General features: G+C 62.2%; 16 protein-coding genes and 3 pseudogenes. 10 read left to right on the plus strand and 9 right to left on the minus strand.

Going from position 1 to position 22,772, the window contains the following annotated elements; translation table 11 throughout:
• Positions 1-205: 205 nt before the first annotated feature.
• Complete coding sequence (locus QX132_RS10325; RefSeq protein WP_316160987.1) at positions 206-1,909, minus strand: hypothetical protein; 1,704 nt, start codon at positions 1,907-1,909, stop codon at positions 206-208.
• Positions 1,910-2,139: 230 nt separating this feature from the next.
• Between QX132_RS10325 and QX132_RS10330 the strand changes: the two genes are divergently transcribed.
• The 7 genes from QX132_RS10330 (at position 2,140) to QX132_RS10360 (ending at position 9,693) form a co-directional block, all read left to right on the plus strand.
• Positions 2,140-3,255, plus strand: coding sequence for a phosphatase PAP2 family protein (locus QX132_RS10330; RefSeq protein ID WP_316160989.1), 1,116 nt, complete (start codon positions 2,140-2,142; stop codon positions 3,253-3,255).
• A gap of 17 nt (positions 3,256-3,272) precedes the next feature.
• Positions 3,273-5,390 (plus strand): S8 family serine peptidase, encoded by a 2,118-nt coding sequence (locus QX132_RS10335; protein ID WP_316160990.1) that lies wholly within the window; start codon positions 3,273-3,275, stop codon positions 5,388-5,390.
• A 261-nt stretch (positions 5,391-5,651) separates the two neighbouring features.
• A complete protein-coding gene (locus QX132_RS10340; protein WP_316160992.1) occupies positions 5,652-5,957 on the plus strand; it encodes a hypothetical protein in 306 nt (101 codons plus the stop codon).
• Positions 5,958-6,057: 100 nt separating this feature from the next.
• Entirely contained in the window at positions 6,058-7,074 is a 1,017-nt protein-coding gene (locus tag QX132_RS10345; protein WP_316160993.1) for a hypothetical protein, read from the plus strand.
• A gap of 91 nt (positions 7,075-7,165) precedes the next feature.
• Positions 7,166-7,414: a hypothetical protein gene (locus tag QX132_RS10350; protein WP_315716235.1), complete on the plus strand. Its 249-nt coding sequence runs from the start codon at positions 7,166-7,168 to the stop codon at positions 7,412-7,414.
• A gap of 46 nt (positions 7,415-7,460) precedes the next feature.
• On the plus strand, positions 7,461-8,612 hold the full coding sequence (locus QX132_RS10355) for a hypothetical protein (RefSeq protein ID WP_316160995.1): 1,152 nt from the start codon (positions 7,461-7,463) through the stop codon (positions 8,610-8,612).
• A 10-nt stretch (positions 8,613-8,622) separates the two neighbouring features.
• Positions 8,623-9,693: a hypothetical protein gene (locus QX132_RS10360; protein ID WP_316160996.1), complete on the plus strand. Its 1,071-nt coding sequence runs from the start codon at positions 8,623-8,625 to the stop codon at positions 9,691-9,693.
• A 33-nt stretch (positions 9,694-9,726) separates the two neighbouring features.
• Here QX132_RS10360 and QX132_RS10365 read toward each other — a convergent pair whose 3' ends face one another.
• The 3 genes and pseudogenes from QX132_RS10365 to QX132_RS10380 form a co-directional block, all read right to left on the minus strand.
• On the minus strand, positions 9,727-9,891 hold the full coding sequence (locus tag QX132_RS10365) for an Arm DNA-binding domain-containing protein (protein ID WP_316160998.1): 165 nt from the start codon (positions 9,889-9,891) through the stop codon (positions 9,727-9,729).
• 335 nt (positions 9,892-10,226) lie between these two features.
• Positions 10,227-10,938 (minus strand): annotated as a pseudogene (locus QX132_RS33040) (transposase); the annotation flags it as partial.
• A gap of 132 nt (positions 10,939-11,070) precedes the next feature.
• Complete coding sequence (locus tag QX132_RS10380; protein ID WP_316160999.1) at positions 11,071-11,364, minus strand: excisionase family DNA-binding protein; 294 nt, start codon at positions 11,362-11,364, stop codon at positions 11,071-11,073.
• Positions 11,365-11,850: 486 nt separating this feature from the next.
• On the opposite strand from QX132_RS10380, the pseudogene QX132_RS33045 reads away from it, so the two are divergent.
• Positions 11,851-12,559 (plus strand): annotated as a pseudogene (locus tag QX132_RS33045) (TRCF domain-containing protein); the annotation flags it as partial.
• 333 nt (positions 12,560-12,892) lie between these two features.
• Positions 12,893-14,578, plus strand: a complete 1,686-nt coding sequence (locus QX132_RS10390) for a recombinase family protein (RefSeq protein ID WP_316161001.1) — start codon at positions 12,893-12,895, stop codon at positions 14,576-14,578.
• A gap of 221 nt (positions 14,579-14,799) precedes the next feature.
• Here QX132_RS10390 and QX132_RS10395 read toward each other — a convergent pair whose 3' ends face one another.
• The 5 genes and pseudogenes from QX132_RS10395 to tnpA all read right to left on the minus strand — a co-directional run bounded on the left by QX132_RS10395 (position 14,800) and on the right by tnpA (position 19,142).
• On the minus strand, positions 14,800-15,381 hold the full coding sequence (locus QX132_RS10395) for a UPF0149 family protein (RefSeq protein ID WP_316161002.1): 582 nt from the start codon (positions 15,379-15,381) through the stop codon (positions 14,800-14,802).
• A 704-nt stretch (positions 15,382-16,085) separates the two neighbouring features.
• Positions 16,086-16,709 carry a UPF0149 family protein gene (locus QX132_RS10400; protein ID WP_316161003.1) on the minus strand — a complete coding sequence of 208 codons (624 nt, stop codon included), beginning with the start codon at positions 16,707-16,709 and terminating at the stop codon, positions 16,086-16,088.
• Positions 16,706-18,265: pseudogene (gene tnpC, locus QX132_RS10405) on the minus strand (IS66 family transposase). The gene QX132_RS10400 and the pseudogene tnpC overlap by 4 nt, the downstream one beginning before the upstream one ends.
• Before the next feature lie 50 nt (positions 18,266-18,315).
• Positions 18,316-18,669 carry an IS66 family insertion sequence element accessory protein TnpB gene (gene tnpB / locus QX132_RS10410; RefSeq protein WP_315773810.1) on the minus strand — a complete coding sequence of 118 codons (354 nt, stop codon included), beginning with the start codon at positions 18,667-18,669 and terminating at the stop codon, positions 18,316-18,318.
• Complete coding sequence (gene tnpA, locus QX132_RS10415; protein WP_410052854.1) at positions 18,666-19,142, minus strand: IS66-like element accessory protein TnpA; 477 nt, start codon at positions 19,140-19,142, stop codon at positions 18,666-18,668. The genes tnpB and tnpA overlap by 4 nt, the downstream gene beginning before the upstream one ends.
• A gap of 191 nt (positions 19,143-19,333) precedes the next feature.
• On the opposite strand from tnpA, the gene QX132_RS10420 reads away from it, so the two are divergent.
• A complete protein-coding gene (locus tag QX132_RS10420) occupies positions 19,334-22,684 on the plus strand; it encodes an autotransporter domain-containing protein (RefSeq protein WP_316161004.1) in 3,351 nt (1,116 codons plus the stop codon).
• Positions 22,685-22,772: the final 88 nt, after the last annotated feature.

Below are 22,772 nucleotides of genomic sequence, written 5' to 3' on the forward strand. Positions count from 1 at the left end.
CTTGGCAAGGACGATTGAGAGAACCCTTGTTGCGCTGACGCAGAGACGATCGTTCGAGCTGTTCTGAAGCGGCTCGTCGGATGAGGCGTCCTTGGGTTTTTCTTTCGTGGCCTTCGCTCGCGTCAATCGATGCGCGTGGACTGCGTTGCGACCGTAAGCGATCGCGTCTGCCGCTCCACAACCTCTCGGATGAAGTGTGACGCCGCTAGAACTGTCGGGCTGGCAGCGAGTTGATGATTGATGTCCGATGGAGGCCAGCCGCGGGATAGGCTTTATCCCTCAGCTTGTCATATGAGAAGTCTGGTTCCGTTGTCTGCAGCTTGCGAACCATCTCGAAAGAAAGCTCACGGTGCCCATTATGCGCATAGAGAGCCGACAAATATCGCAAGGGGGGCGCAAAGGTCGGAGCAAGAGCATGGCTGGCTTCTGCAAGATGGACGGCCTTGTCTAGTTCTCCCGCCATCGTCCCTGCAATGCAGCTCAGGGCATCGAGCTGAAAACGGAATGGTGCCGCACCAGCGATCGTACGGGCAAGCAATGTGTGCTGGAAGCCGTCCTCTGGTTTGCCGAGATAGCTCTTTGCGATTCCCAGGCAGGCCCAGGCGATCGGGTTGGCGTGGTTCAGTTGAATGGCTCGCTCGGCCAGCTCATAGGCGGCAACGTACGAGCGTCGCATCATGGAATGGACATGCGCGCTCAGGCCAGCAACATAGGAGTTGTAAGGTTCGAGCTCCAGCGCCCGGTACATCAGATCGAAAGCCTCCGCCTCGATCGTCTGGCGGCAGTTGAATTGGCGCTCGGCGAGCATGAAGGTGCGCAAATAGGCGCGCCACGCGAGGTAGATGCCGCGTGGCTCGGCCGCGAAAGCAGCCGCGAACAGCTTGTCGGCGGACTCGAAGTTGGCTCTGCCAAGTCGAAACAGGCGCAGGATACCAGCATAGCATAGATGGGAGGCAGACCTCGGAGCGCCATCATCGATATGAGCGAGCTGATCGACGGCGAAGTTGACCACCAGGTTGATGGTTCTCATCACATTGGTGTCGTTCAGGTCGAGCGTACCGTCGCCGTTGATCTGCAATGTCGACGACCATGCCAGCGTGTTCGCAGGGCGCTGCAGCAGCGCGAGCCGAACGATCTTGCTCGTGTCAGATCCGAACACATCAGAGCGCAGGGACAGCGTGCTGACCGAGGCGCCATCGTCACCAGTCAAGCCATCTCCGGGCAAAGTGTCCGCCGGCCAGGCGGCCGACGCGCTCATGTCGCGACGATCTTGGATCGTGGCTACGCCCAGTTCCTTGATCGTCTTGGCGATGGAATCGACGAGGCTATCCGTCACGACCGCGGCATCCGACGGGCCTGTCCGGCAGCCGGGGATCAGGACGATCCGGTTTCGTGAGGGCCGCTCCTTGGGGGGCTGCAGGTGCTCTGCAAGGTCGGTCGCGAGATTGGCGGCGTGGTGGAGTTCAGGCGCCGGCGCGACGTGCGTCTGGAATCGCGCACGCTCCTCGCGCAGCCAATCCTCGAACTCCTCCTCTGCAATGTCAAAGCCTTCAAGAAACTCACCTTGGGGAGGCGCCATCGTCTGCTGCGGTGACGCGGTAGCGTAACGGGCGATGTCGGTCTCAAATAGCTTTGGATCGAGCGAAATGACGAAGCTGTCAGCGCAAAGCAGAGAGCGGTAGTCGCCCAGCGCCTTGCGGATTTCGGTCAGGCTTTGGCGAAGGCTGGCCGCGCCTTGCTCCTTGCCGCGGCTACCCCAGAGCCTGTCCTGGATCCAGACCCGCGATCGCTTGTGCTCACGCGCCAGCGCCAACATCGCAATGAGAGCGCAAGCCTTGCGTCCTCTGGGCGTGCAATCCTCGCCAGAAGCCTTGACCACGCGAAACGGACCAAGAAGCTTGATCAGCAATTTTGGATCGGAGCTCACATTCGTCGCCCACAACCATGATGTAATCAGTCGTGAAAATACGGAAACCAATGATTGAGTAGTGAAGTCTCCAACACCCTTGCTGTCAACGTGAAAAATCCGTGAAACGCCGTCATTTCGAAGGCGGGCGGCTTGACCGCGCGTGCCGTCAAAACGACCATTCAGTGGTAACGGGCGGAGCAAGTCCGCCGAGCCAGGCAGGGAGGCGGCAGATGGCATGGCTAAGCGGGGAGAGCGGAGAAAGCGGCGAAAGTGGTGAGAGCGGCGAAAGCGGTGAGAGCGGCGAGGGCCGCCGTGCCCGCGCCTCGTCGCGCGCACGCGCGCTGATTACCAGCCGGGAGGGCGTCGTCGGCTACTGGAACCAGCCGTCACACACGCCTGATCACTATACTGCCGGGCCAGAGGCGCTCGATCGCTGGTCGCGCGACGTGCGACTGCGCATCTTCGCGGGCGAGCTGTTGTCGGGCCTTGTCTATGACGAAGGCGAGACCTCGATCTCGCTTCAGTACCGTGGCCGCAGCGATGAGACGTTCACGCCGATCGTGCACATGATCCGTCCCAATGCCGCGGACTTCGCCAGACAAGCGGCTTGGGTGTTCAACTATGCCGCGCTGCGGATGGAACGCAGCAGCGAGATCCTGGCCGAGCTGCACGATTTCACCAGCTTCTTGGGTCTGGTCGGATACTGGAATCCGAGCCGCAGCCCGCACACCGCCGAGCTGCTGGCGCTGATCCTGCAGGTGACGACCACGATCGAAATGCGGGTCAAGCATGCGCTCACCTGCCGGCGCCCAATCGAATATTCACCCCAGATACAGCCGATGATCCAGACGCCGGGGCATGGCTCGCTGCCGAGCGGCCATGCCACGGAATCCTTTGCCGCGGCCTTCGTGATCAATGCCCTCATGCGCAAGGCGAGGACCGGGCGGGATGATGTCGATGCGACCGATCCAGTGTTCGTGCAGCTGATGCGCCACGCCGAGCGCATTGCCATCAACCGGACGGTCGCCGGCGTGCATTTTCCGGTCGACAGCGTGGCCGGTATGGTGCTGGGCTGGACCTTGGCGGAGCTGTTCATTGCGCGCTGCTCCGGCTGCGGCCAGGTCACGATGCGCAAGTTCGACGGGCGGGGGTTCAACGACGATTTCCGCTACGATGATGTGCTGGCGATGTCCTACAGGCGATCGGCCGCTGCGAACGTCGCCAGCGAGCAGGGTGGCGGCGGCGCGATCATCGAGGCCGGCACGCCATCGACCGTTCCAGCCTCGCCGATCTTGCAGCATCTCTGGACGCAGGCGCTCGCCGAGTGCCGCCTGATCGTCGGCTGACACGAAAGGACAGGCGCATGAGAGACTGGCGAGGAGATCGGGCCGAACGAGCCAATCCCTATCAGGACTGGGAGTTGCGCAACAGGCCACTTGGCAAGAGGCTGGACTGGTGTAGCGCGCAGATCCAACTGCTGCCGGAGGCCAACGGCAGCTATGTGGCCCATCTCGGACAGTTGGCCGCCATCGTGGCCGCCGGCCACGAGCCGGATGAGCCTGTAGGCGCGCTGACCATCCGCATGTCGGCCGACGAATTCGATCTGCTGACGAAGCTGATCGACGACATCCGCATCGGTCGCGTCCCGCCGCCGGACGATCCGCGCGATGTTCAGTTCTTTATCTACCGACCCGAAGACATCGCCAATCGCACTGCCGCCAACGGTCTCTTCACGACGATCCATGTCGGCCCACCGATTCCAGGGCTCCGCTTCGACTCTGTCATCGCCGCGCCGACCGATCTCGGCAAGCCGTTGACGGATTTGACGCGGCAGGTCGCTATCGGCGTCATCGATGACGGCATCGCTTTTGCCAACCGCCGTTTTCGCAGCAGGAGCGGCAGATCGCGCATCCGAGCGATCTGGCTGCAGGATGTCGAGCGCCGGACCAAGGATTTCGGCGTCGCCGCCGGGCAGCGGCTCACCGGCGATGAGCTCGACGTGCTGTTTGCGGCGAATGCGAGCGAGGCCGACATCTATCGCGCGTTCGGCATGACCGATTTCGGCAATGATCAGCACAAGCCGCTGGCGCAACGCGTCTCGCACGGCACACACATCCTCGATCTCTCCGGCGGCTACGATCCGGCCGCGGAAGATATCGCCAGCAAGCGGCCTCTGTTGGCGGTGCAACTGCCGTCGCCGGTGTCCGGCGATACGACCGGCGTCACCATGGCGAGCTACGTGCTGCAGGGAGCGCGTCAGATCATGCTGTGGGCCGACCGGATCAGCCCGAAGCTGCCGCTCGTCATCAATTTCAGCTATGGCATCGCGGCCGGCCCCAAGAACGGCAGCCACGAGATCGAGCAGGCTCTGTCGCGGATGATCGAGCGCCGCAACCAACGCGGCGGCCCGACCTATCTGGTGCTGCCGGCCGGCAACAGCTATCGCGAGCGGACTACGGGCCGGATGGCTGTGCAGCCCGGCGCCTCCGATCAGATCGATTGGATCATGCTGCCGGATGACGGTACGTCCAATCATCTCGAGATCTGGCTCGACGGCGAAGCGATCGCGCAGCAATGGCCGCGCGTCGGCGTCAGCCTGACGCCGCCCGGCGATGTGCCGCGCATGATCGACGGATTCGGTGATGGCGATGTGCAGGTGCTGGAGGATGACGGCAAGCCGATCGCCGCCATCAATGGCCACCTGGCCAAGGTGGCCGGCCAGCCCGATCGCGTTCGCTTTCATCTGTCGGTCAATCCGACCACCGCGCGCTGGAGCGTGAGGCATCCAGCGCCGGCCGGGCGCTGGCGGCTTTCCGTCACCAACGGATCGGAGGCGCCGCTGACCGCACTTCTCTACATCCAGCGCGACGATACCCCGCTGGGCAACGTGCAGCATGGACGTCAGTCCTATTTCGATCATGCAGGGGGCTATCAGCGTGCGGCGTTGGATGGCAGCTACAGCGATCCGGACAGCAGCGGCTGCCCCATGACTCGCGAGGACACACTGTCGGCGCTCGCGACCGGCGCGGGCGCGCTCGTGGTCGGCGCCGTCGATGCCGCGGGCCAGCCGACGGATTATACGGCGAGCGGTCCGACGCCGGGGCGCGCCGAGCCCGATTGTGCTGCCATCGCCGACCAGGGGCCCGCGCATTGGGGCGTGCTCGCGGCCGGTACGCGGAGCGGTTCGGTGGTGGCGATGCGCGGCACCAGCGTGGCGGCGCCGCAACTCGTACGTAGGCTCGCAGATTATCTCGCATCGCTACAACCAGGCCCGGTGCTTGCGTCGCTTGCGGTGACCGACGGTCCCGTGGCCAGCCCCGACGTCCCGCCGCCGGGCGCCGCCGTGCTCGAGCCGATCAAGCAGGACGCGGTCGCTGCTTCGCCGTGTGACCATGCCCGTGTCGGCAGTTTCATCCTGTGTGCGAGCGGCCACCCCGGCGTGCCGCCGCGGACCTATCCGCGCAGCCCAAACTTGCGCTGAGCCCGACTCCCCGGTTCGCCGCCGCGCAGTTGCAGCATGCTGGCAGACAGTGAGCCAGCACAGGCGCGCGCCTCGACTCCCAGCCTGCATCCGATGCCTCTTGTGCTGCGCCCTTGCCGACGCGCGCGATAGCGCAAGTGCGTGAGTGCAGATGACGTCGTTCCAATGCATTTTTGACGATGCTCTTGCGATGTCCTGACGATCGTCTCACACCACCTCGGCATAGTTCCTCCCGTGCAAACGAGACAACAGGAGGATTCAATGCGCAGATCCAATATCCGTATCGTGATGGGCTTGATCATCTCGCCCTTGCTGATGTCCCAGGCCTCCGGTCAGAACCTCAAGGACCTGGCGCCGACCTATCAGCCGCATCAACAAACCGACAGCGAGCGGTTGCAGAACTTCCACGCTCCAGCCCCGCCTCCGACCAACTATCCGAACATCAGCCGTGATCCTTCCACCAACGAGCCGCGGCTCAACGTCAACCGCGATGTCTCGCTCGGCGGCAACGTGACCCGCAACAGCGCCGAGGGAAACGTCCGCTTCCCGATTCCGGGATCTCGCTAGGCGCTGTTCGGCGACCTGGATGGCAGCTCGCCGTCCAGGCGCGGCGTCTCGAAAGCGGGCCGCTGATTCAAACAATCATGATGACCTGAGGAGATTGCAGATGAAGAGTCTTCGACTGATGGCCTGCTCCGCCATGCTGTTGCCCAGCGTCGCTCTGGCGCAACAGCAGATTCCGACAGGCTCACTGCCGCCCGACATCGCGGCCGCGATCAAGGCGGCTCCGCTGACGCAGACGCTGATTCCGATCAGCGGTGAGGAGAAATTCGCGCAGCAGATCATCAAGGCAGACGAGATTTCCTTCGCGGCGGGGGCAAAGCTGACGCTGACCGGATTGAACTATCCCTACATCGTGGTGGCCGCGCAACGCATCAAGTTCGCCAACCCCGACAGCTACAGCATCATCCAGCGCGATCCGCAGGCCGTGGCCGCCGTCGGCAGTGACGGCCCTGCAGGTCCCAATGGCGCCGACAATCCCGGCGAGACCAACCGGACCGGCAATCCAGGCTATCCCGGCGGCCCTGGCGGGCCTGCCGTGGCCGGACAGACCCGGCAACTGCCCGACGTCTATCTGGTCGCCGGAGAGCTCTCCGATCCGAAAGGGCCGATCCCGGCTGGTCTTCTCAACCTCGTCCTTCTCTTCCGCGGCATTGAAGGCGGCGATGGTGGGACCGGGGGAAAAGGTGGCAACGGCGGTCGGGCCGGAAACGGCAAGGAAGGGGCCACGAGTCTGTTCGACTGCAAGGAGGGTGGCGGCCCCGGCGGGACGGGAGGCGCTGCCGGTCCCGGAGGACGCGGCGGTGACGCCGGCGCTGGGGGACAAGGCGCCGATCTCGTCTTCGTCACGACCAGACCTGCCTACGAAGTCCTGAGCTATTCGCGGATCAACAATGTCGGCGGGCGGGCCGGGCTCCCCGGTCGGGGCGGCAGCCCGGGCAATCCGGGCCCCGGCGGCCAGGGCGCGCCGGCCAATGGCTGGTGCAAGGGCACGGGCGGAGGATCGCCAGGCAATTTCCCGTCGCCTGCAAACCTCGGCTTCGGCAATCCGTCTGCGGACGGCGCAAAGGGCACGGTCACGGCGGTCATTCTTCCGTCCGTCGGTCCTCTGTTTGGCAAGTGATGCGGCGAGCGGCGGATGAAACCTGCAGGCCGCGTCCTGCAGGTTTCGTCGGCCTGCGCGCGGCCTCAATTCCTCAATCCCGGAGCAAGCCATGACGACGACGCGCGACAGAGTGGAGCAATACGTTCTCGACTATTTCCATCGCCAGTGGCCCTCGGCGACCGAGGCCACCTCGCTCGCCGGCGATCTCGGCCTGGATGCCTATGACATCTACGACATCGGCCGGCATCTGCGGGGGTGGCGCCGCGCCAGCTACACGCCGAGTGAGTTCGCCGGCTGCGAACTGGTGAAGGACATCGTGACGCTGATCTACCAGAAGGTCCGCGCCGCCGGAAACTGAGGCGGGCACCGGCGGGATCCAGTCCACCACATGAAGAGAGGTACCGATGAAGCGCATGAGCCTCGCCAGTCTCGCCGTCGCCGGCGGCATTCTTGCGGCGCAGGCCGCAGCCGAGACGGCCGCTGCTGACGACATCTTCGCGTGCTACAAGACCGCCCCCGCGGCCGAGCCGGACTGGACGGCGATCGCGCGCGACTATGGGCACAAACGCCTGAAACAAGGCTGCGGGCAGCAGTGGCCCGTCGCCGCCACGCCGCACCCGCAGCGGGCGTCGGCCGCAGCCGCAGCGCTGGCGGTGAAGACGACGCCCAGGCCCGCGCCGGTCAGCGACTTCATCTGGTTCGTGCGCAAGGACTTCGCCGATGTCGACATGTTCGGCAAGCCGCAGTCCAATGAGAAGGCGACGGGTGCGGAATTGTCCTGGGCGCGCAACAACACGGCCGCCGACACGATCTGGCAGGTCAATGGACTGGTCGGTCTCGCCTACAGCTATCTCAACGAAGACTACTCGCGCTTCATCGGTGCCAGCCTGGCGTCCTATGTGAAGGTCGATAAGGAAGCGCATTCCGCCGCGGCAAGCGACGACAGCCGGGATGCGATCACCGTCGGCGGCAGCGCCGAGGTCGGATTCATCAACCCGATCGGTGGCGCCGACTATGTCCGCGGCAGCTGGCTCGAAACCCGCGACGGTATCCTGAACCGGACCACTGGGCAGGCCAAGCTCGAATGGATGCCGATGTATCTGCGCGTGAACCGGCAGATTCCGGGCACCTTCGTGACCACCAATTTCCGTCCCGACCTCAAGGTGCAATATGACGAGCGCCAGGGCGGTGTCGTACCGATCGGCTTCTCCGGTTTCGGCCGCTCGCTGCGCATCGGCCCCGAAGCGACGTTTCTGTTCCGCGTTGCGGATTTCGGCACAACGCTGCCGGCCTGGGCCGAGCCGCTCGCCGGTCTGAGCGGCGCCGTCACCTATCACTGGTGGCGCGAGGTCTATTCCGGGCAGAGCGGCAGCTGGCTCGACAGCACGATCAAGTATGACATCAACCCGAACGTCGCGCTCGCCTTCTCCTACCAGAAGGGGCGCAACGAGGAGACGGCCAAGCGAACGGACCTGTACAAGCTCTCGCTCAATTTCAAGACCTGTGCCGCCTTCGCTGGCTTCTCGGGCGGACGCTGCACCGCCGACAAGGACTGAGCTGGTAGTCATGACCGGGTTCTGGAAGCTCTACGGCTTCACGACGGAGGGAGATGATATGGACAAGGCCATCGATGGTTTCGTTCAGGTGCCGAGCTTCGTGCTCGCCTCATCCTCGACCGCAGCGCTGCTGGCGGTCGGACTGATCCTGCTGCTCATCACCACGGTGTTCGCCTGCATCGCGCTCAGGTCAAAACCGGAAGAGGTCACCTCGTTCTTCAAGGCGGCGTTCTTCCTTTGCCTGGTTGGTGGCATCCTGTTCTCCGCGGCCGGTCCGTCGCTGGCGCTGTTCTACGTGTCGCAGGATCCGATTCGCAGGAAGTCGGTCAATGAAGCGATCGACGATCTCGCCAGCAACAGACGTGTGCGCTATGTCATCCGCATGATCTCGCGCAGCCCCTCCGATGCCGCCCTCGGCATCGACGCGCTGACCCAGCTCGGTCCGCCCCGGCAGAGATATTCCTTCGTCGCCGACTACGAGGAGTTGAAGGGTCATACGGTCAAGGAAGCGCTCGACCTGTTCGGCATCGGCTATGTCGCCGGATACCGTGTATCAGTCGTGATCTTTCCCCTGCAGATCGATCTCTATCCGGCCAATGCGCGGGGTCTGTTGCAGGTCGTCAGCAATGTCGAGGCCGGGGTTGCGCCGGAGGATCGCTTTCTCAAGCCGGGCAAGCTTCACGACGCGGAGCTCAAGGAGTTCGGCGACACCGGCATTCAGACCTACCGTATCGACAACTTCAAGCCGTTCTACCCGCATTATTGCGAGCTGGCGCAGACCTTCTTCTGCGGGCACTACGCCGCCAAGGAGCTCGTCGGCGGCCTCTACCGCGATTGGCATCCGCTCGGCTTCTCGCAGAAGAATCCACCGACCCAACCCTGCACGATTCCCAAGGAGAAGTTCTGCGCCTTCTCGGACTGGGACAAGGTGCGGCAGGACTTCAAGGGCCACTTCGGTGTTCGCGCGTTCCTGATCGAAAATCTTGAGATTGGCAAGATTCCCGGGCGCATGCTGTTCGACTTCCAGGATCCGCAGCGCGACAGGATCCCCGAGTTGGGGCTTCCACCGGCGTTCGACTGACCTACGCTTGTCAGCGAAGGAAGCCTATGGAGGTCAGGTAGCGAGCAGTTTCTGCTTGCCGTCGTAGCGATAGGCGAAGCGCCAAAGTCTCAATCCGGTCGCGGTGACGAGCATGAAGAGCCCGCCTTCATTTGAGCGTTTGTCGTCTTTCGCTGCTGGCTTCAGGTGCCGGAAATAGGGGGCGGATTTGGCCGGCATAGGTTCGATTCCACCCAAAGCTCGCGATACCATGACCCCCGCGCACTCCCATCAAGGATACCAGCAGAGGGGGCGGATACCAACAAAACGGGGCGGACGCCGGCGAAGGGCAAACGGCGGCTTATCTTTAGATTTTGAGGGGGAAACGAACGTCGGCGGATGCGGGCGAACGCCCAAATGGTGCCCCTGGCCGATAGTCCACTAGACAAGCAAGCATTTGAATATAAAGTATTTTCCGGTGCCAATTATTCTCGATACCAACAGAAATACCAACAAGATGACACCCGGTATAGCGGGCATGAAAAACTGCGGGCCCCGACGCGCACTCGCGCGCCAGCGGCGGGCTTAGGGAGTTTGGGACGGAGTTGGTCAGCGACCCTGCGCCGCTGCGCCCTGGCGGCCCGGGTATGGGCAAAGGCGGTGGTGATGAAGGCGGAGACGACGCGGCGCCCGCTCTTGCAGGCATGCGCCAGCACGTTGCCCATGAGTGCACACGGCAGCGCTGCCAAGTGACATTGAGCACCCTGCTGACTGCGGCCTTGATGACCTCGTGAGCGTCCGAGATCACCAACTTGACGCCGCGAAGCCCCCGGCGGGCGAGCTTGCGCAGGAACGCAGTCCAGAACGTCTCGGTCTCGGACGGGCCGATGTCTATGCCGAGCACGTCGCGCCCTCGTCGGCGGGGAGATCTACGACAAGAGCCTGCCCCCGCGAAGGCGGGGGTGAAAGCCTTTCTCAGCCGTCCGGTCGACGGCGATTGACCCTATTTGTGGGATGGACGGCTCCGGGAGGCTCGGGAACTAGCTTCCCTTGCACAGCTTGGGGATGCGCAGCTCGACCTTGCCGACCCGGGTTTCCGAGCTCCGCTCGCGTAGCTGTTGCGCTGCGCCAGCCACTCGGCGCTCTTCTTGCCATAGGCCGCGCCCGTCAGATCGCCGACCTCCATCTCCATCAGCCGCTGGGCGACAAATCCGATCATCTCGCGCAGGACATCGGCATCGGGGCCTTCTCCACGAGCGCACGACGGTGCATCATCTTTTCGATCATCGGTGGTCCCCCGAAAAAAGTTGGGGTCAGCACTCCGACCCTACCGGGCAATCGCCGGTGACCACTGCAAACCCGTCCGCCCGCTACGGCGCTATTTGAGGGCGAGCGTGCGGACGGGTTTGCTATACCGAGCTACACCACCTCCGCGGACACGACCACTGCCCGCGATTCAACGCGCGGCAGCACGGCGTGATATTCATCAATGCTGTCGAGGTCGATGAGTGTCTTGCCTCCCATTTTGTACGCCCTGATCCGCCCCTGCGCGATCAGTTCATAGGCCTTTGTTTTGCCGAATTTGCCATAACGGCAGCCTTCCTTGAACTCGACGAGACGGCGCTGCTTGATGTTGTCGTTATCGGTTTTGCCAATTGAGGTGCCTTGATCGAGTGGATTCGACGCTTGAACAGGAAAATTGATTCTGACCACGTTGCAGATGCTCCACTCCTGGAGGGCTTTGCGCGATATCGATGTGAGTAATCGTGCACGCGCGTCGCAGGCAGGGACGCTCGTGACTGCTTGAAGTTCGCAGCGCCTTCTGCCTTGCGGAATGCAGTCAATTTGCCTCCGTACGAATTTGGAAGAGCGACAATGCTTCGATGTGTGCTTCGGATACGGTGGCGTAGAATTAAGTCATTTTGGCACTTTGCAACGACCTCGAACACAAGCGGGGCCGGCGAGTTGACCCCGCAGAATTCGTCCGGACACGGCCGACTACATATGGTGTCGCTCGCCGGAGGCTCTCGCGTTAGGGGCTCCCGCTTCGCGGCATCGCTGTCACTGCCCCGAACGCGGGTGCCTTGTTAACCGGTCTCGCGACTGCACTCGGCCCCGGGTCCCACCGCTGGCGCAGTGACCGCCATGCTGACCCTCCTACGGGTGCCTTCTCTGCCTTCGCTCCGCCCCGGCTGATACTTAGAGCGTGCCGCAGCTACCGTCCTGGCGGGAAAGCAGGTCGCTATCGTGGTCCCGACGACGGTGTTGGCTCGGCAGCATGTGGAGACGTTCCGCAAGCGCTTTGCGACGCTCGGCATTGAGGTCGGAAATCTGCCGCGGGTCGCCTCGACGGCCGAGGAGCGCAAGGTGCGAGAGGGACAGAGAAGCGGTGAGCTCAAGGTCGTGGTTGGGACGCTTTCGCTCGCATCGAAGGAGATCAATTGTGCCGATCTGGGGCTCGTCATCCGCTCTCAAGGGCGATCGAGACGGAATGTCCGCTCTCTGGATTCCGGAGCTGAACCTGCCGATCGCGGAGCTTCTTCCCTCAGATTATGTGCAGTCTCAAGCAGTCAGGCTCGATATCTACGCGCGAGCCGCTCGATGCCAGACCGATGATGAGCTGGAGGAGCTGCAGGACGAAACGCAGCGCCGCTTCGGACCGCTGCCGCCGGCGGCAAGCAACTTTTTCGCAATTGCCAAGCTCAGGATGAGTTGCAGAGAGTGCGGGATCATGCGTCTCTTGACGTGAGGCCGGAAGCGATTGCGGCAATGCTGCTGCCGGGGACGGATCCGGAGGTCGTGCTCACGGTTGCTGCAGCGCGATGGCATTTGGGTCATCATGCCGGGCGGAGCAGCGCGCCTGTCTTGCAAAAGAATCGAACAGTTTTTGGATCTGCTGGATGAATAGCGGTTGCCACTACGGCATCTCTGATGCTCGGTATTGAGACAAACCGCGCTCGACGCGCCCGTAACGAAGCTGGATGGAAATCTTCCTTTGCAAGGTATCGATCCGTCTCTTTGAAGGACGATCTCCCCGGTACCGGCGGGCAAATCGGCTAGATGGCCAAATTGAAATAGATGGGGAGGAGATCTAGGCCTCCGGCCAACTCCCAGCAATTGCCCGAGCTCACAGCGGAATAGCGATGATGGGCCTTCCAGCAGAGCTCCCTATCATGACGCAATTGTTCTTGTCAGCTCACCAAAGGAGGCGTTTGATCCTGCCGACGCAGCTGCTGGGGGCATGATGATGGTCAATGCGCTCATCGTTCGCGAGACCCACCTTCCGCAATCACCAAACGGACGTGCAGCGCAATACGTTCGCATGTCGACGGACTATCAGCGCTACTCGATCCAGAATCAAGCTGCGGTGATTGCGGCCTATGCTCACGCCCACGGGCTTTCGATCGTCAAGACCTATGCGGATCATGGCGAGAGCGGTCTCAAGATCAAGAACAGGCCGGGGCTTGCCAAGCTGATTGAAGACGTCAGCAACAGGCGGGCCGACTTTGACCATATCCTGGTCTATGACATCAGCCGGTGGGGCCGCTTTCAGGACATCGACGAAGCCGCACACTACGAGTTCATCTGCAAGCAGGTGGGGATCAGGGTCAGCTATTGCGCTGAGCAGTTCGACAATGACGGCAGCATGCTGTCCAACATCGTGAAGAACCTGAAGAGGGTTATGGCTGCGGAATATAGTCGCGAGCTCTCGCAGAAAGTTCACGCTGGTTCATGCCGGTTTGCGCGGATGGGATTCAAGCTGGGTGGTCAAACGATGTTCGGCCTTCAGCGCGTACTCGTCGACGAGAAGCTGCAGCAGAAAAAGGTGTTGGTCAGGGGAGACCGAAAGTACCTGATGACCGATCACGTCAGGCTGCGGCCGGGCGAAATGAATGATCGTGCTGCGATCGCGTGGATCTTCAGACGCTTTATCGAGTTGCGATCCGAAACAGCGATTGCCCGCGAACTCAACGATCGGGCAGTGCCGACAGCCAACGGTCGAGTCTGGAATCGAGCGATGGTGGGCAGAATTCTGCGCAACGAGAACTATCTGGGAAACATCGTCTACAACCGTCGCTCCCGCAAGCTCGGCGGTGTCTCGGTCTACAACCCGCCAGAGGATTGGGTTCGCGGCGAAGCCGCCCTCGAACCAACAGTCGATCGAGATCTCTTCCGGCAGGTGCAAAGGATCATAGCGGAACGTCGGGTCGACCTTTCCGAGGAGGAAATGCTACTGCGGCTGCGGCAGACAATGAAGAAGAAGGGGTGTCTCAGTCCGTCGATCATCAATTCGACGATTGGTCTGCCGTGTTGCAAAACGTACATGGATCACTTCGGGACCCTTAGAAGGGCATATGAACTGGTCGGATATACGCCAAGCCGGCGCTGCGACTATTTCGACGTACGACGCGCCTGGTCAAGTGACCTCTTGAAGCTATCGTCGCGCATCCGCGAGGAGATAAAAAGGCAGTCGACGATCAGTGTCCGCTTCGGCAATGTCAAAGGATACGTCTATTCTGCTCCGGAACACCATCTGGTCGTCGGTTCCAAGTGCCATCTCTTTTTCCGAATAGCCTATTGGACCGCAGCATGTCGGCGAAGTGTTTCTCCATTTTGGACAGTGTCTTGCCGGCACCTGCCGGAGGGACTGATCATTGCTATCCGGCTTGGAGAGCGCAACGGATCGGTTCTGGACTATGTTGTTCTCCCGACCGTCGCCAATGCCAGTCTGACGATCAGATTTCAGGAGCAGGGACGCGTGGATCATGGCGTCTTGTACTTCAAGACAGAGGGCGCCCTGGCTCGTGCAGTTGCTCGTCTCGTCACCACACGGAACCATACCGGGCGAACACGGCCGCAAGCGCTGATCCAAGCACTGAAAGAAACCCCAACCAACGAACAGGGCGCCGGCCGGCGGCGTCGATAGAACGAAGATAAAGATACGCTCCGAGCAGCGGCCCGTAGTTTCGTCGGAAGTCGCCGTTCAGTTTCGAAATATGAACGAGGTCAGACTTCGGACCTGAGTGGTCAGCCATTGCTGTCTCCCTTAGTTGAGTCAGCACCCTATGAACCACTGATTTGCCCGTCGGCGCAAGACAGAAATTCTGTTTTTTCGAATTTGATCCGGCGTGCGCACGAGGGCCGGGGTCACCGTTTCAGGCAGGAGGGCCGGATTTGGTATGGAGGTTCGTCGTAAGCGGGGCGAGCAGACCACGGCGGCGGGATCTGCGGCAATACCTGCTCGCGTCCAGTATTGGCGCATGGCCTCGACGGCGGCCGGAATATCCGCGTGGGCATTACGCAGGAATCCTTGCCTTCGCGGCCTTTCTTGGTCGGTCCAAAGAGCGGTCGGCCGTGGTCATCGACTGAGTGCAGGAGGATCGGTAGCAGCAGGCCGTGGTTGATGTCGGCGAGATTGAGGAGCCGCGCCCAGGCGGGCATCCTGAGCTGCATCGCCGCGTAGAATCCTCGGCACCAGGGGCGCGCGTCGACGTCGCCGTTGGCCTTGCGCCGATGCACGGGCCTGAACTTGTCGGGCGCGGCCGAGAGCGTGTCGCTTATGTGGTTGTGCCGCATGGCGCCGGCGGAGATGGCTGCGAACTCCGGCGTGCCGCCGTGATTGAACGCGTCGGCGCCGATGGCGAGCAACGGGCAGATCCAGTCAGGTGGATCGAGCAGAATAGGGGACAGACCGCGTTTTTTTCTCCCAGCGATCAAAAATCCGTTCAAGCCGCTTTGACCCGGCTAAAACTTTACACATACCCCACTATGTTTATCATGCCAGCTTTTGGCATCCTTTTCCTTACGTTTACAATCCCGTTCTGATATATTTACACGCAAGCGTTGGCCGTCGCAAAAAATATCAGCGCAACACTCCTTCTCCGGTGCATTAAGCTTGCAATTTACTGCCAACGCTTTTCCGCCGGTCGCGAGAGTGGCAAGCACCCCTACGGCCAATACCATCATCCTCGTATTCATGGCTATAGTCCCTCGTTGTGGCGCTGGCGGCGGTGTCGCCCCAGGTAGAATAATTTGCCTGAAGCCATCACAAGTTGCAAGGCCTCTGCGCCCCTCCAAGGCGCGCCTCTGCCCACCCCGGAAGCGACTGGCGCGCCAATGCACACCAAGTTGCTGGCCGTTCGACAGAATAAGTAAGGCGGAACGTATCGCAAATCCGCACATGCCATGTTCAATGGCCCGTCGACCAGTGCATTGGTCTCCCTCATACTGCGGCTCGAGGTACTTGCCAGGGAGCGCAACACAGCGGCCTTGATCCATCCCATCGCAGTCATGGGAGGATGAAACTGAGCGATTGATCGACGCCGGGTCTGCCCGCGAATCCTGACCGTCCCGCGGCCCGGAAATTGCCCGGATATTCACCTCGAGACATGCGGAATGTAAGTAACCGGCATGAGCGTCCACGTAGGCAGCAATCAGCCAGTACGGGCGTAGCGGGTCGGCATCCAGTACTGGCGCATGGCTTCGACAACCGCCGGGATATCGGTATGGGCGTTGCGCAGAAATTCCTTGGTCTCCCGGCCTTTCCTTGCCGGTCCGAGCAGCGGACGGCCCTGATCGTCAACACAGTGCAGCAGGATGGGTAGCAGCAGGCCGTGGTTAATGTTGCGGGCGTCGAGCAGTGGTGCCCAAGCCGGTAGTCGCGGCTGCATGACGGCGTGGAATCCCCGGCACCAGGGACGCGCATCGACGTCGCCGTTCGGCTTGCGCGGATGGATCGGCTCGAACTGCTTCGGGTTGGTCGAGAGGGTATTGCTGATGGCGTTGTGGCGCTGCACGACGGCGGAGATCGCCGCGAACTCCGCCGTGCCGCCGTGGTTGAAGGCGTCGGCGTCGATGGCAAGTAGTGGACAGATCCAATCGAGCGGACTGATCGACACCGGCCCGGCCACGATCGCGGCAACGTAGCCGTCCAGCATCGGCAGGCTGATGACGACAGGACGCCGCTCGGCGCGGTCCTGCAGCCATCGATCGAGTTCCGCGAGCGACATGGTGGCGGCCGTGGTCGAGGACGAAGCCGAATGGCGACGCCGGCTCATGCGGCCACCTGCGCGGTGCGTGCGTGGGCAGCCTTCCAGTTCCAGGCCAGCAGTTCGTGCAACTGGTGGCTTTTAGTCCGCCCGGAAACGATGCGCTCCAGCACGTCGGCCAGATAGGCCTGCGGATCGAGTTCGTGGAGCTTTGCCGTGTTGACGAGCGAGGCCAGGATCGCCCAGCTCTCGGCGCCGCCTTCGCTGCCGCTGAACAATGAGTTGCGGCGGCCCATTGCAATCGGGCGCATGGAACGCTCGACCGTATTGGTATCGACCTCGACGCGGCCGTCGCGGAGAAACAGCGTCAGCCCGTCCCAGTGATTGAGCGCATAGTTGATGGCCTCCACCAGCTTCGACTGGGAGAACTGCTGGCCGACCATTGCCGTCAGCCGTGTCCTGAGCGCCTCCATCAATGGTGCGGTCCTGGTGCGGCGGGCCGCAAGCCGCTGTTCGGCGCCGCTGCCGCGGATCTCGGCCTCGATGGCGTAGACTGCCTGCAGGCGCTCGATCACTTCGCGAGCGAACGGCGACTGCATCGTCTTGTACACCTCGACGAATTTGCGTCGGGCATGGGCGAGACAAAAAGCCAGTTGGATCGCACCGCCATGACCGCGGGCGAGCGCTTTGTAGGCGGCATAGCCATCCACCTGCAGAATGCCCGAGAAGCTGGTCAGCTGCCCGGCGATCTCCTTGGTGCCGCGGCCATCGGCAAACACATAGGCGACCGCCGGCGGCGATGGGCCGCCCCATGGGCGATCATCCATCGCATGCGCCCAGAACTGGTAGATACGGGTGCGATGTCGTCCGGGATCGAGCACCGGCATCGGCGTCTCGTCGCAGAACAGCCGCGGCGAAGCCTGGATCGTCCGCAGCTGAAGCTCGTAAAGGCTCTTGAGCCACCATGCCGCACGCTTCACCCAGCCGGCAAGCGTTGCGCGGTCGAGATGAATGCCCTGACCGGCCAGGATCTGCACCTGCCGGTACAGCGGCAGATACCAGGCAAACTTCGACACCACCACGTGGGTCACCAGCGCCGTCGAGGCCATGCCGCCCTCGATCAGACGCGGCAGCACCTTCGCCTGGACCACTCAGTCAGTGCAGCCGCGGCAGCCATATTTGGGACGGATCGTGCGTAGCACGCGCAGGATCGCCGGAATTACGTCCAGCACCTCGCTCACGTCCTCGCCGATCCGGTGCAGAACGTCCTGGCAGCACGGACACGCTGTCGTGTCCGGCTCGAGCACCTGCTCGCAGCGCGGCAGATGCTTGGGCAGCGCGCCGATGTTGCGCCTTGCCTTCTTGCACGGCTTCCCAGCCGGCTTCGTCGCAGGCACATCGTCGTTGGCTGGCGCAGGTGGTGTGACGCCGGTCGCGAGATCGTCCAGTTCGAGCGCGAGCTGCTCGGCCACGATCGCCGCCAGCCGCTCCGAGCGCTTGCCGAAGATCATCTCCTTGAGCGTCTGCATCGCCACACGCAGCTTCTCGTTCTGGGCGTCGAGCGCGAGCGCCATCTCGGTCAGAGCCGCTGCGTCGGTCGGGAGAGCTTCGGGGCGAATCGCCATGATCGAACGATATATCCACGCATCACAGGCTACAGCAAAATCGTTGCCTCTCAGCCGACAACGGCCGGCTGCTTCACAGGCTTGGGTGAAACACGCGTCCACTCGAGCCCGTCGAGTAGCATCGCGAGTTGTGTGGCGCTCAGATGCACCACTCCGTCGCGGATTGGCGGCCAAGTGAAGTGTCCCTGGTGCAACCACTTCGTCACCAGAACCATACCGCTGCCATCCCATGCCAGAAGCTTCACTCTGTCCGCGCGCTTGCTGCGGAACACGAAGACGTCGCCGCAATATGGGTTCGCGCGCAGTGCTTCGCTCACCAACGCCGACAGCGTGTGCACCGACTTACGAAAGTCGACTGGCTGTGCCGCCAGCACCACCTTGAGGTCGGGCCGTAAGGCAATCAACGGATGCCCCGAAGCGCCAATAGCACCGTGGAAAGCGTCGCCAGCTCCACTCCCGGCTCAACCCGGATGCGTGCCCCTCTCACCTCGATCTCGATCACCCCGCCAGGCTTGCCTGGGGGCAGTGCCATCTGCAGCGGCACCTCCTTATGCGTAGAAGCCAGCCGGTCCGGCTCGTCTGCCGTCGCCTGACCGCTCTCGGAAGTGATCCGGACCGGCACGAAGCCTGGTGCCTGAGGGACCGCTGCCGTCGCAAACTTGTGCCGCCAAACCGTGAGCAGCCCACGGACAACGCCATGGCGCCGAGCGACCTCGGAGATATTGGCCCCTTCCTCGAAGCTCTCCGCCACGATCCGAGCCTTCTCCTCAGCCGTCCACTGCCGTCGCCGACGATGCCCCGTGATCACCTCGATGCGACGATAGCAGCCGCCTTCCTGCCTGGCATCAAGCATGGCTTCATGCATGGCTTCTGACATAGTCCACCTCCAAAAAGCAGTTCATGCCAGGATCTATCGCAGCTCAGTCGCGCGATGCCCAGGTGGGGGACTCATGCCGGTTACGGCTCGTCGGCTGGCCGGGTCGGCAGAGCAGGTGGATTGTTGGAAACCTCCGGTAACATGATGACACGAATTGTAACCTCAGATAATTTGGTATCTGGGGGTGGTTCATGCGTCAGGTGTTGTCTCGCGTAACGATCGCGGTCGCGTTGGGTTGTTGTCCAGCGTTTCCAGCTTTGGCGACCGATCTTTGGCAGTTCGATTTTACGTCCTCGCGCGGCGGCGGGCAGTTTCTGATCAACCCGGCCAATTTCGTCATTCCGGTATCAGCTGGCTCGCCGTCCACGTTCAATGTGGTCGGGGCGAATATCACGATCGATGCAGGAGGCGTGCTGGGGACCGCTCACTACACGTTGGGGAGCTTGTCTGGGACGAACTGTACGCCGGCGGAGTGTCGCGTGATTTTCTCCGTCCCGGACGTTGTTCCCGGGTTTGGCACCTACGATGTCTTGCTGCAGCTGAATTTCGAGCGGATCTGGGTGAATTGGTCTACGCCCAGTCAGCAACAGATTCAGATGTGGCTGAGCACCAATCCCACGGCAACGTTCAACTGGAACGATGTGGCTACGGCGACGCGGACGGTGGTTTCCGTCGCGCCCGGATGGCTTGCCACACCCATCAATTCCGATTGGAACACGGCAGCGAATTGGACTGTCGGATCGGTCCCCCTTGCGACAGACACCGCCCGGTTCGGCGCCTCGACTGTCACCGCAATCGACGTCAGGCAGGCAACGCAGGTGGCTGGTTTGAGCTTTCTGAGCGGCGCACCGGCCTATACATTCAACGTGACGGGCAATTCCGGCGGCGCCGCGTCGCTGGTGATCAGCGGGGCAGGGATTGACGATCAGTCCGGCAATCGCCCGAGCTTCATGGTGTCAGGAATCTCTGGCAATCTAGGTACGCTCCAGTTTGCCAATTCGGCGACGGCGGGTGACGCGGTCATCACCACGGGCGCCTTCGGAGTCACGCGCTTTACCGACACCAGTAGCGGCGGCACCGCTCAGCTCGTGACCAATCTCGGCGGCTCTGTCGACATTTCTGGGCTGACATCCAGCGGGATAAGCGTTGGATCAATTGCTGGCGCCGGCAACTTTATTCTCGGCTCGAAAACCTTGGCGACCGGACTGTCGAATACGGACACCGAGGTTTCGGGTGTCATATCGGGGGCCGGTGGCAGTCTGACGAAGGTTGGAGGTGGCGCGCTGATCTTGTCCGGCAACAACACCTATTCAGGAGGAACCCAGCTGAACGCCGGCTCCTTGGTCATTGCCAACAACAACGCCTTGGGCAGCGGCACGCTCAATATGGCGAACGGAACGAGCCTCTCTTTCGCGAACACGGCCGACTTTGCAATCGGCAATGCGATTCAGCTCACGGGGAGTGGACATTTTGCGGCGCCGGCAGGCACGACGCAGACCATCCAGGGGACGATCTCGGATGGAGGTTCTGCTGGAACGGTGGTGTTCGACGGCGTCGGAACGATGGTGCTGGCTGCTGCCAACGCCTACACCGGGGGAACGGTTGTCAACGCGGGGACCTTGCGGCTTTCGGGCAGCGGTACGCTCGGTGCGGCTAGCGGATCAACGACGGTCGCAGGCGGAATCCTCGACCTTGGCGGGACCACTCAGACGCAAAATGGAGGTGTCTTTCTGACGGGTGGGTTGGTCAGAAATGGTGTGATCGCATCCAATACAGACTTTGTCGTTCAATCCGGCACTGCAAACCTCGATCTCAGCGGTGCCGGCGGTCTCACGAAAACGGGCTCGGGTACGTTCGTCCTCGCGGGGACGGCCAGCTACACCGGAGCAACGAATATCAACGGCGGCGTTTTCCAGGTGGACGGCGCGCTCACCGGGACGTCGGCAGTCAACCTGAATTCCGGGATGATAACCGGCACCGGGACAATTGATCCCCTGACGGTCAGCATCAATAGTGGCACCGTCCTCGCGCCCGGAAATGGTACAGCCGGGAGTTCGATGGCGATCGTGGGGAATCTCGCATTTCAATCTGGCGCGATCTATCTCATTCAGCTCAATCCGACAGCCTCGAGTTTCGCCAGTATCAGCGGCACGATGACGGCGGGCGGGGCAACGGTCGAGGCAATCTTTGCTGCGGGCAGCTACGTCGCCAAGCGCTATACGATCTTGACCGCCGGTGGCGGCGTCAGCGGGACGTTTGCCTCCTTGGCGAATACCAATCTCCCGGCTGGTTTCAAATCCGCCCTCAGCTATGACGCAAATGCTGCTTATCTCGACCTATCGCTTGATTTCGTTCCGGCAAGCGCGCCGAACTACGGTGGCGGCCTGTCCGCGAACCAGCGGAATGTTGCCAACGCACTGACGCGGTTCTTCGATACGACGGGCAGTATTCCGCTCGTGTTTGGCACACTTTCGCCCTCGGGACTGACCCAAGTATCGGGAGAGCTCGCGTCAGCTCCGCAGCAGGCCACGTTCAATGCGATGGGGCAGTTTGTCAGCCTGCTCGGGGATCACGGTCAGGCCGGGCGCGACGGCGTTGGCGAAGTTGCCCCGCTGGCCTATGCCGAGGCTGACAGGACACCGAGCCGGCCGGCGGGGAACGCGTTTGCGTCGATGAGCAGGCAGCCAGAATCGCTCGAGCCGCGCTGGAGTGTTTGGGTTGACGGATTTGGCGGGTCGCAGTCGACGGATGGAAGCGCCGGAGCCGGATCAGCTCGCTCCACCAGCCGCATCTACGGCACTGCGGTCGGGGCAGACTATTTGTTGACGCCGGCCACGGTCGCGGGATTTGCTCTCGCGGGTGGCGGCACAGGTTTTAGTGTCAACGCCCTCGGAACAGGGAGATCTGATCTGTTTCAGGCTGGCGCCTATGTTCGACACGTCCAAGGGCCGGCCTATCTGAGCGCAGCCTTGGCTTACGGTTGGCAGGATGTAACGACAGATCGCACCATAGCCGGTGTCGATCGGTTGAAGGCGTCGTTCAAAGCGAACGCCTATTCCGGACGCGTTGAAGCCGGCTATCGCCTGTCGGTGCCCTTGATCCGCAATTTCGGTCTGACGCCCTATGCGGCAGGGCAGGCCGCCCAGCTTGATCTGCCCCAATACGCCGAGCAGTCCGTCGCCGGCGCCCCGGTATTCGCCCTGAGCTATTCCGCCAAGCGGGTGACAGATTATCGGACCGAAATAGGACTTCGGACCGGCTTGTCCTTGGGGGACAAGGATGGCGTGCTCAACTGGCGAGGCCGTATCGCGTGGGCTCATGACTTCAATTCGGATCGCAGCGTCGCTGCAACTTTCCAATCGCTGCCGGGGGCAAGCTTTACCGTCAGCGGCGCGCAGCCGGCGCCGGACGCTGCGTTGACCACTCTGGGTCTCGAACGACATTGGAGCAATGGCTGGTCCGCGGCTGCCACCCTCGATGGAGAGTTCTCGAGCACCACACGTTCCTATTCCGGTAGAGCCTCCATGCGCTATGTCTGGTGATCGCGATTTCGCAAGAATCGATGAGAATCATCACGAGCGGCGGGATCATCGGGAACGAGTGGGAAAGAGTCATATCTCTGCGGAAGCT

The sequence above is a fragment of the Bradyrhizobium sp. SZCCHNRI20481 genome (assembly GCF_032485055.1).
Classification (GTDB): domain Bacteria; phylum Pseudomonadota; class Alphaproteobacteria; order Rhizobiales; family Xanthobacteraceae; genus Bradyrhizobium.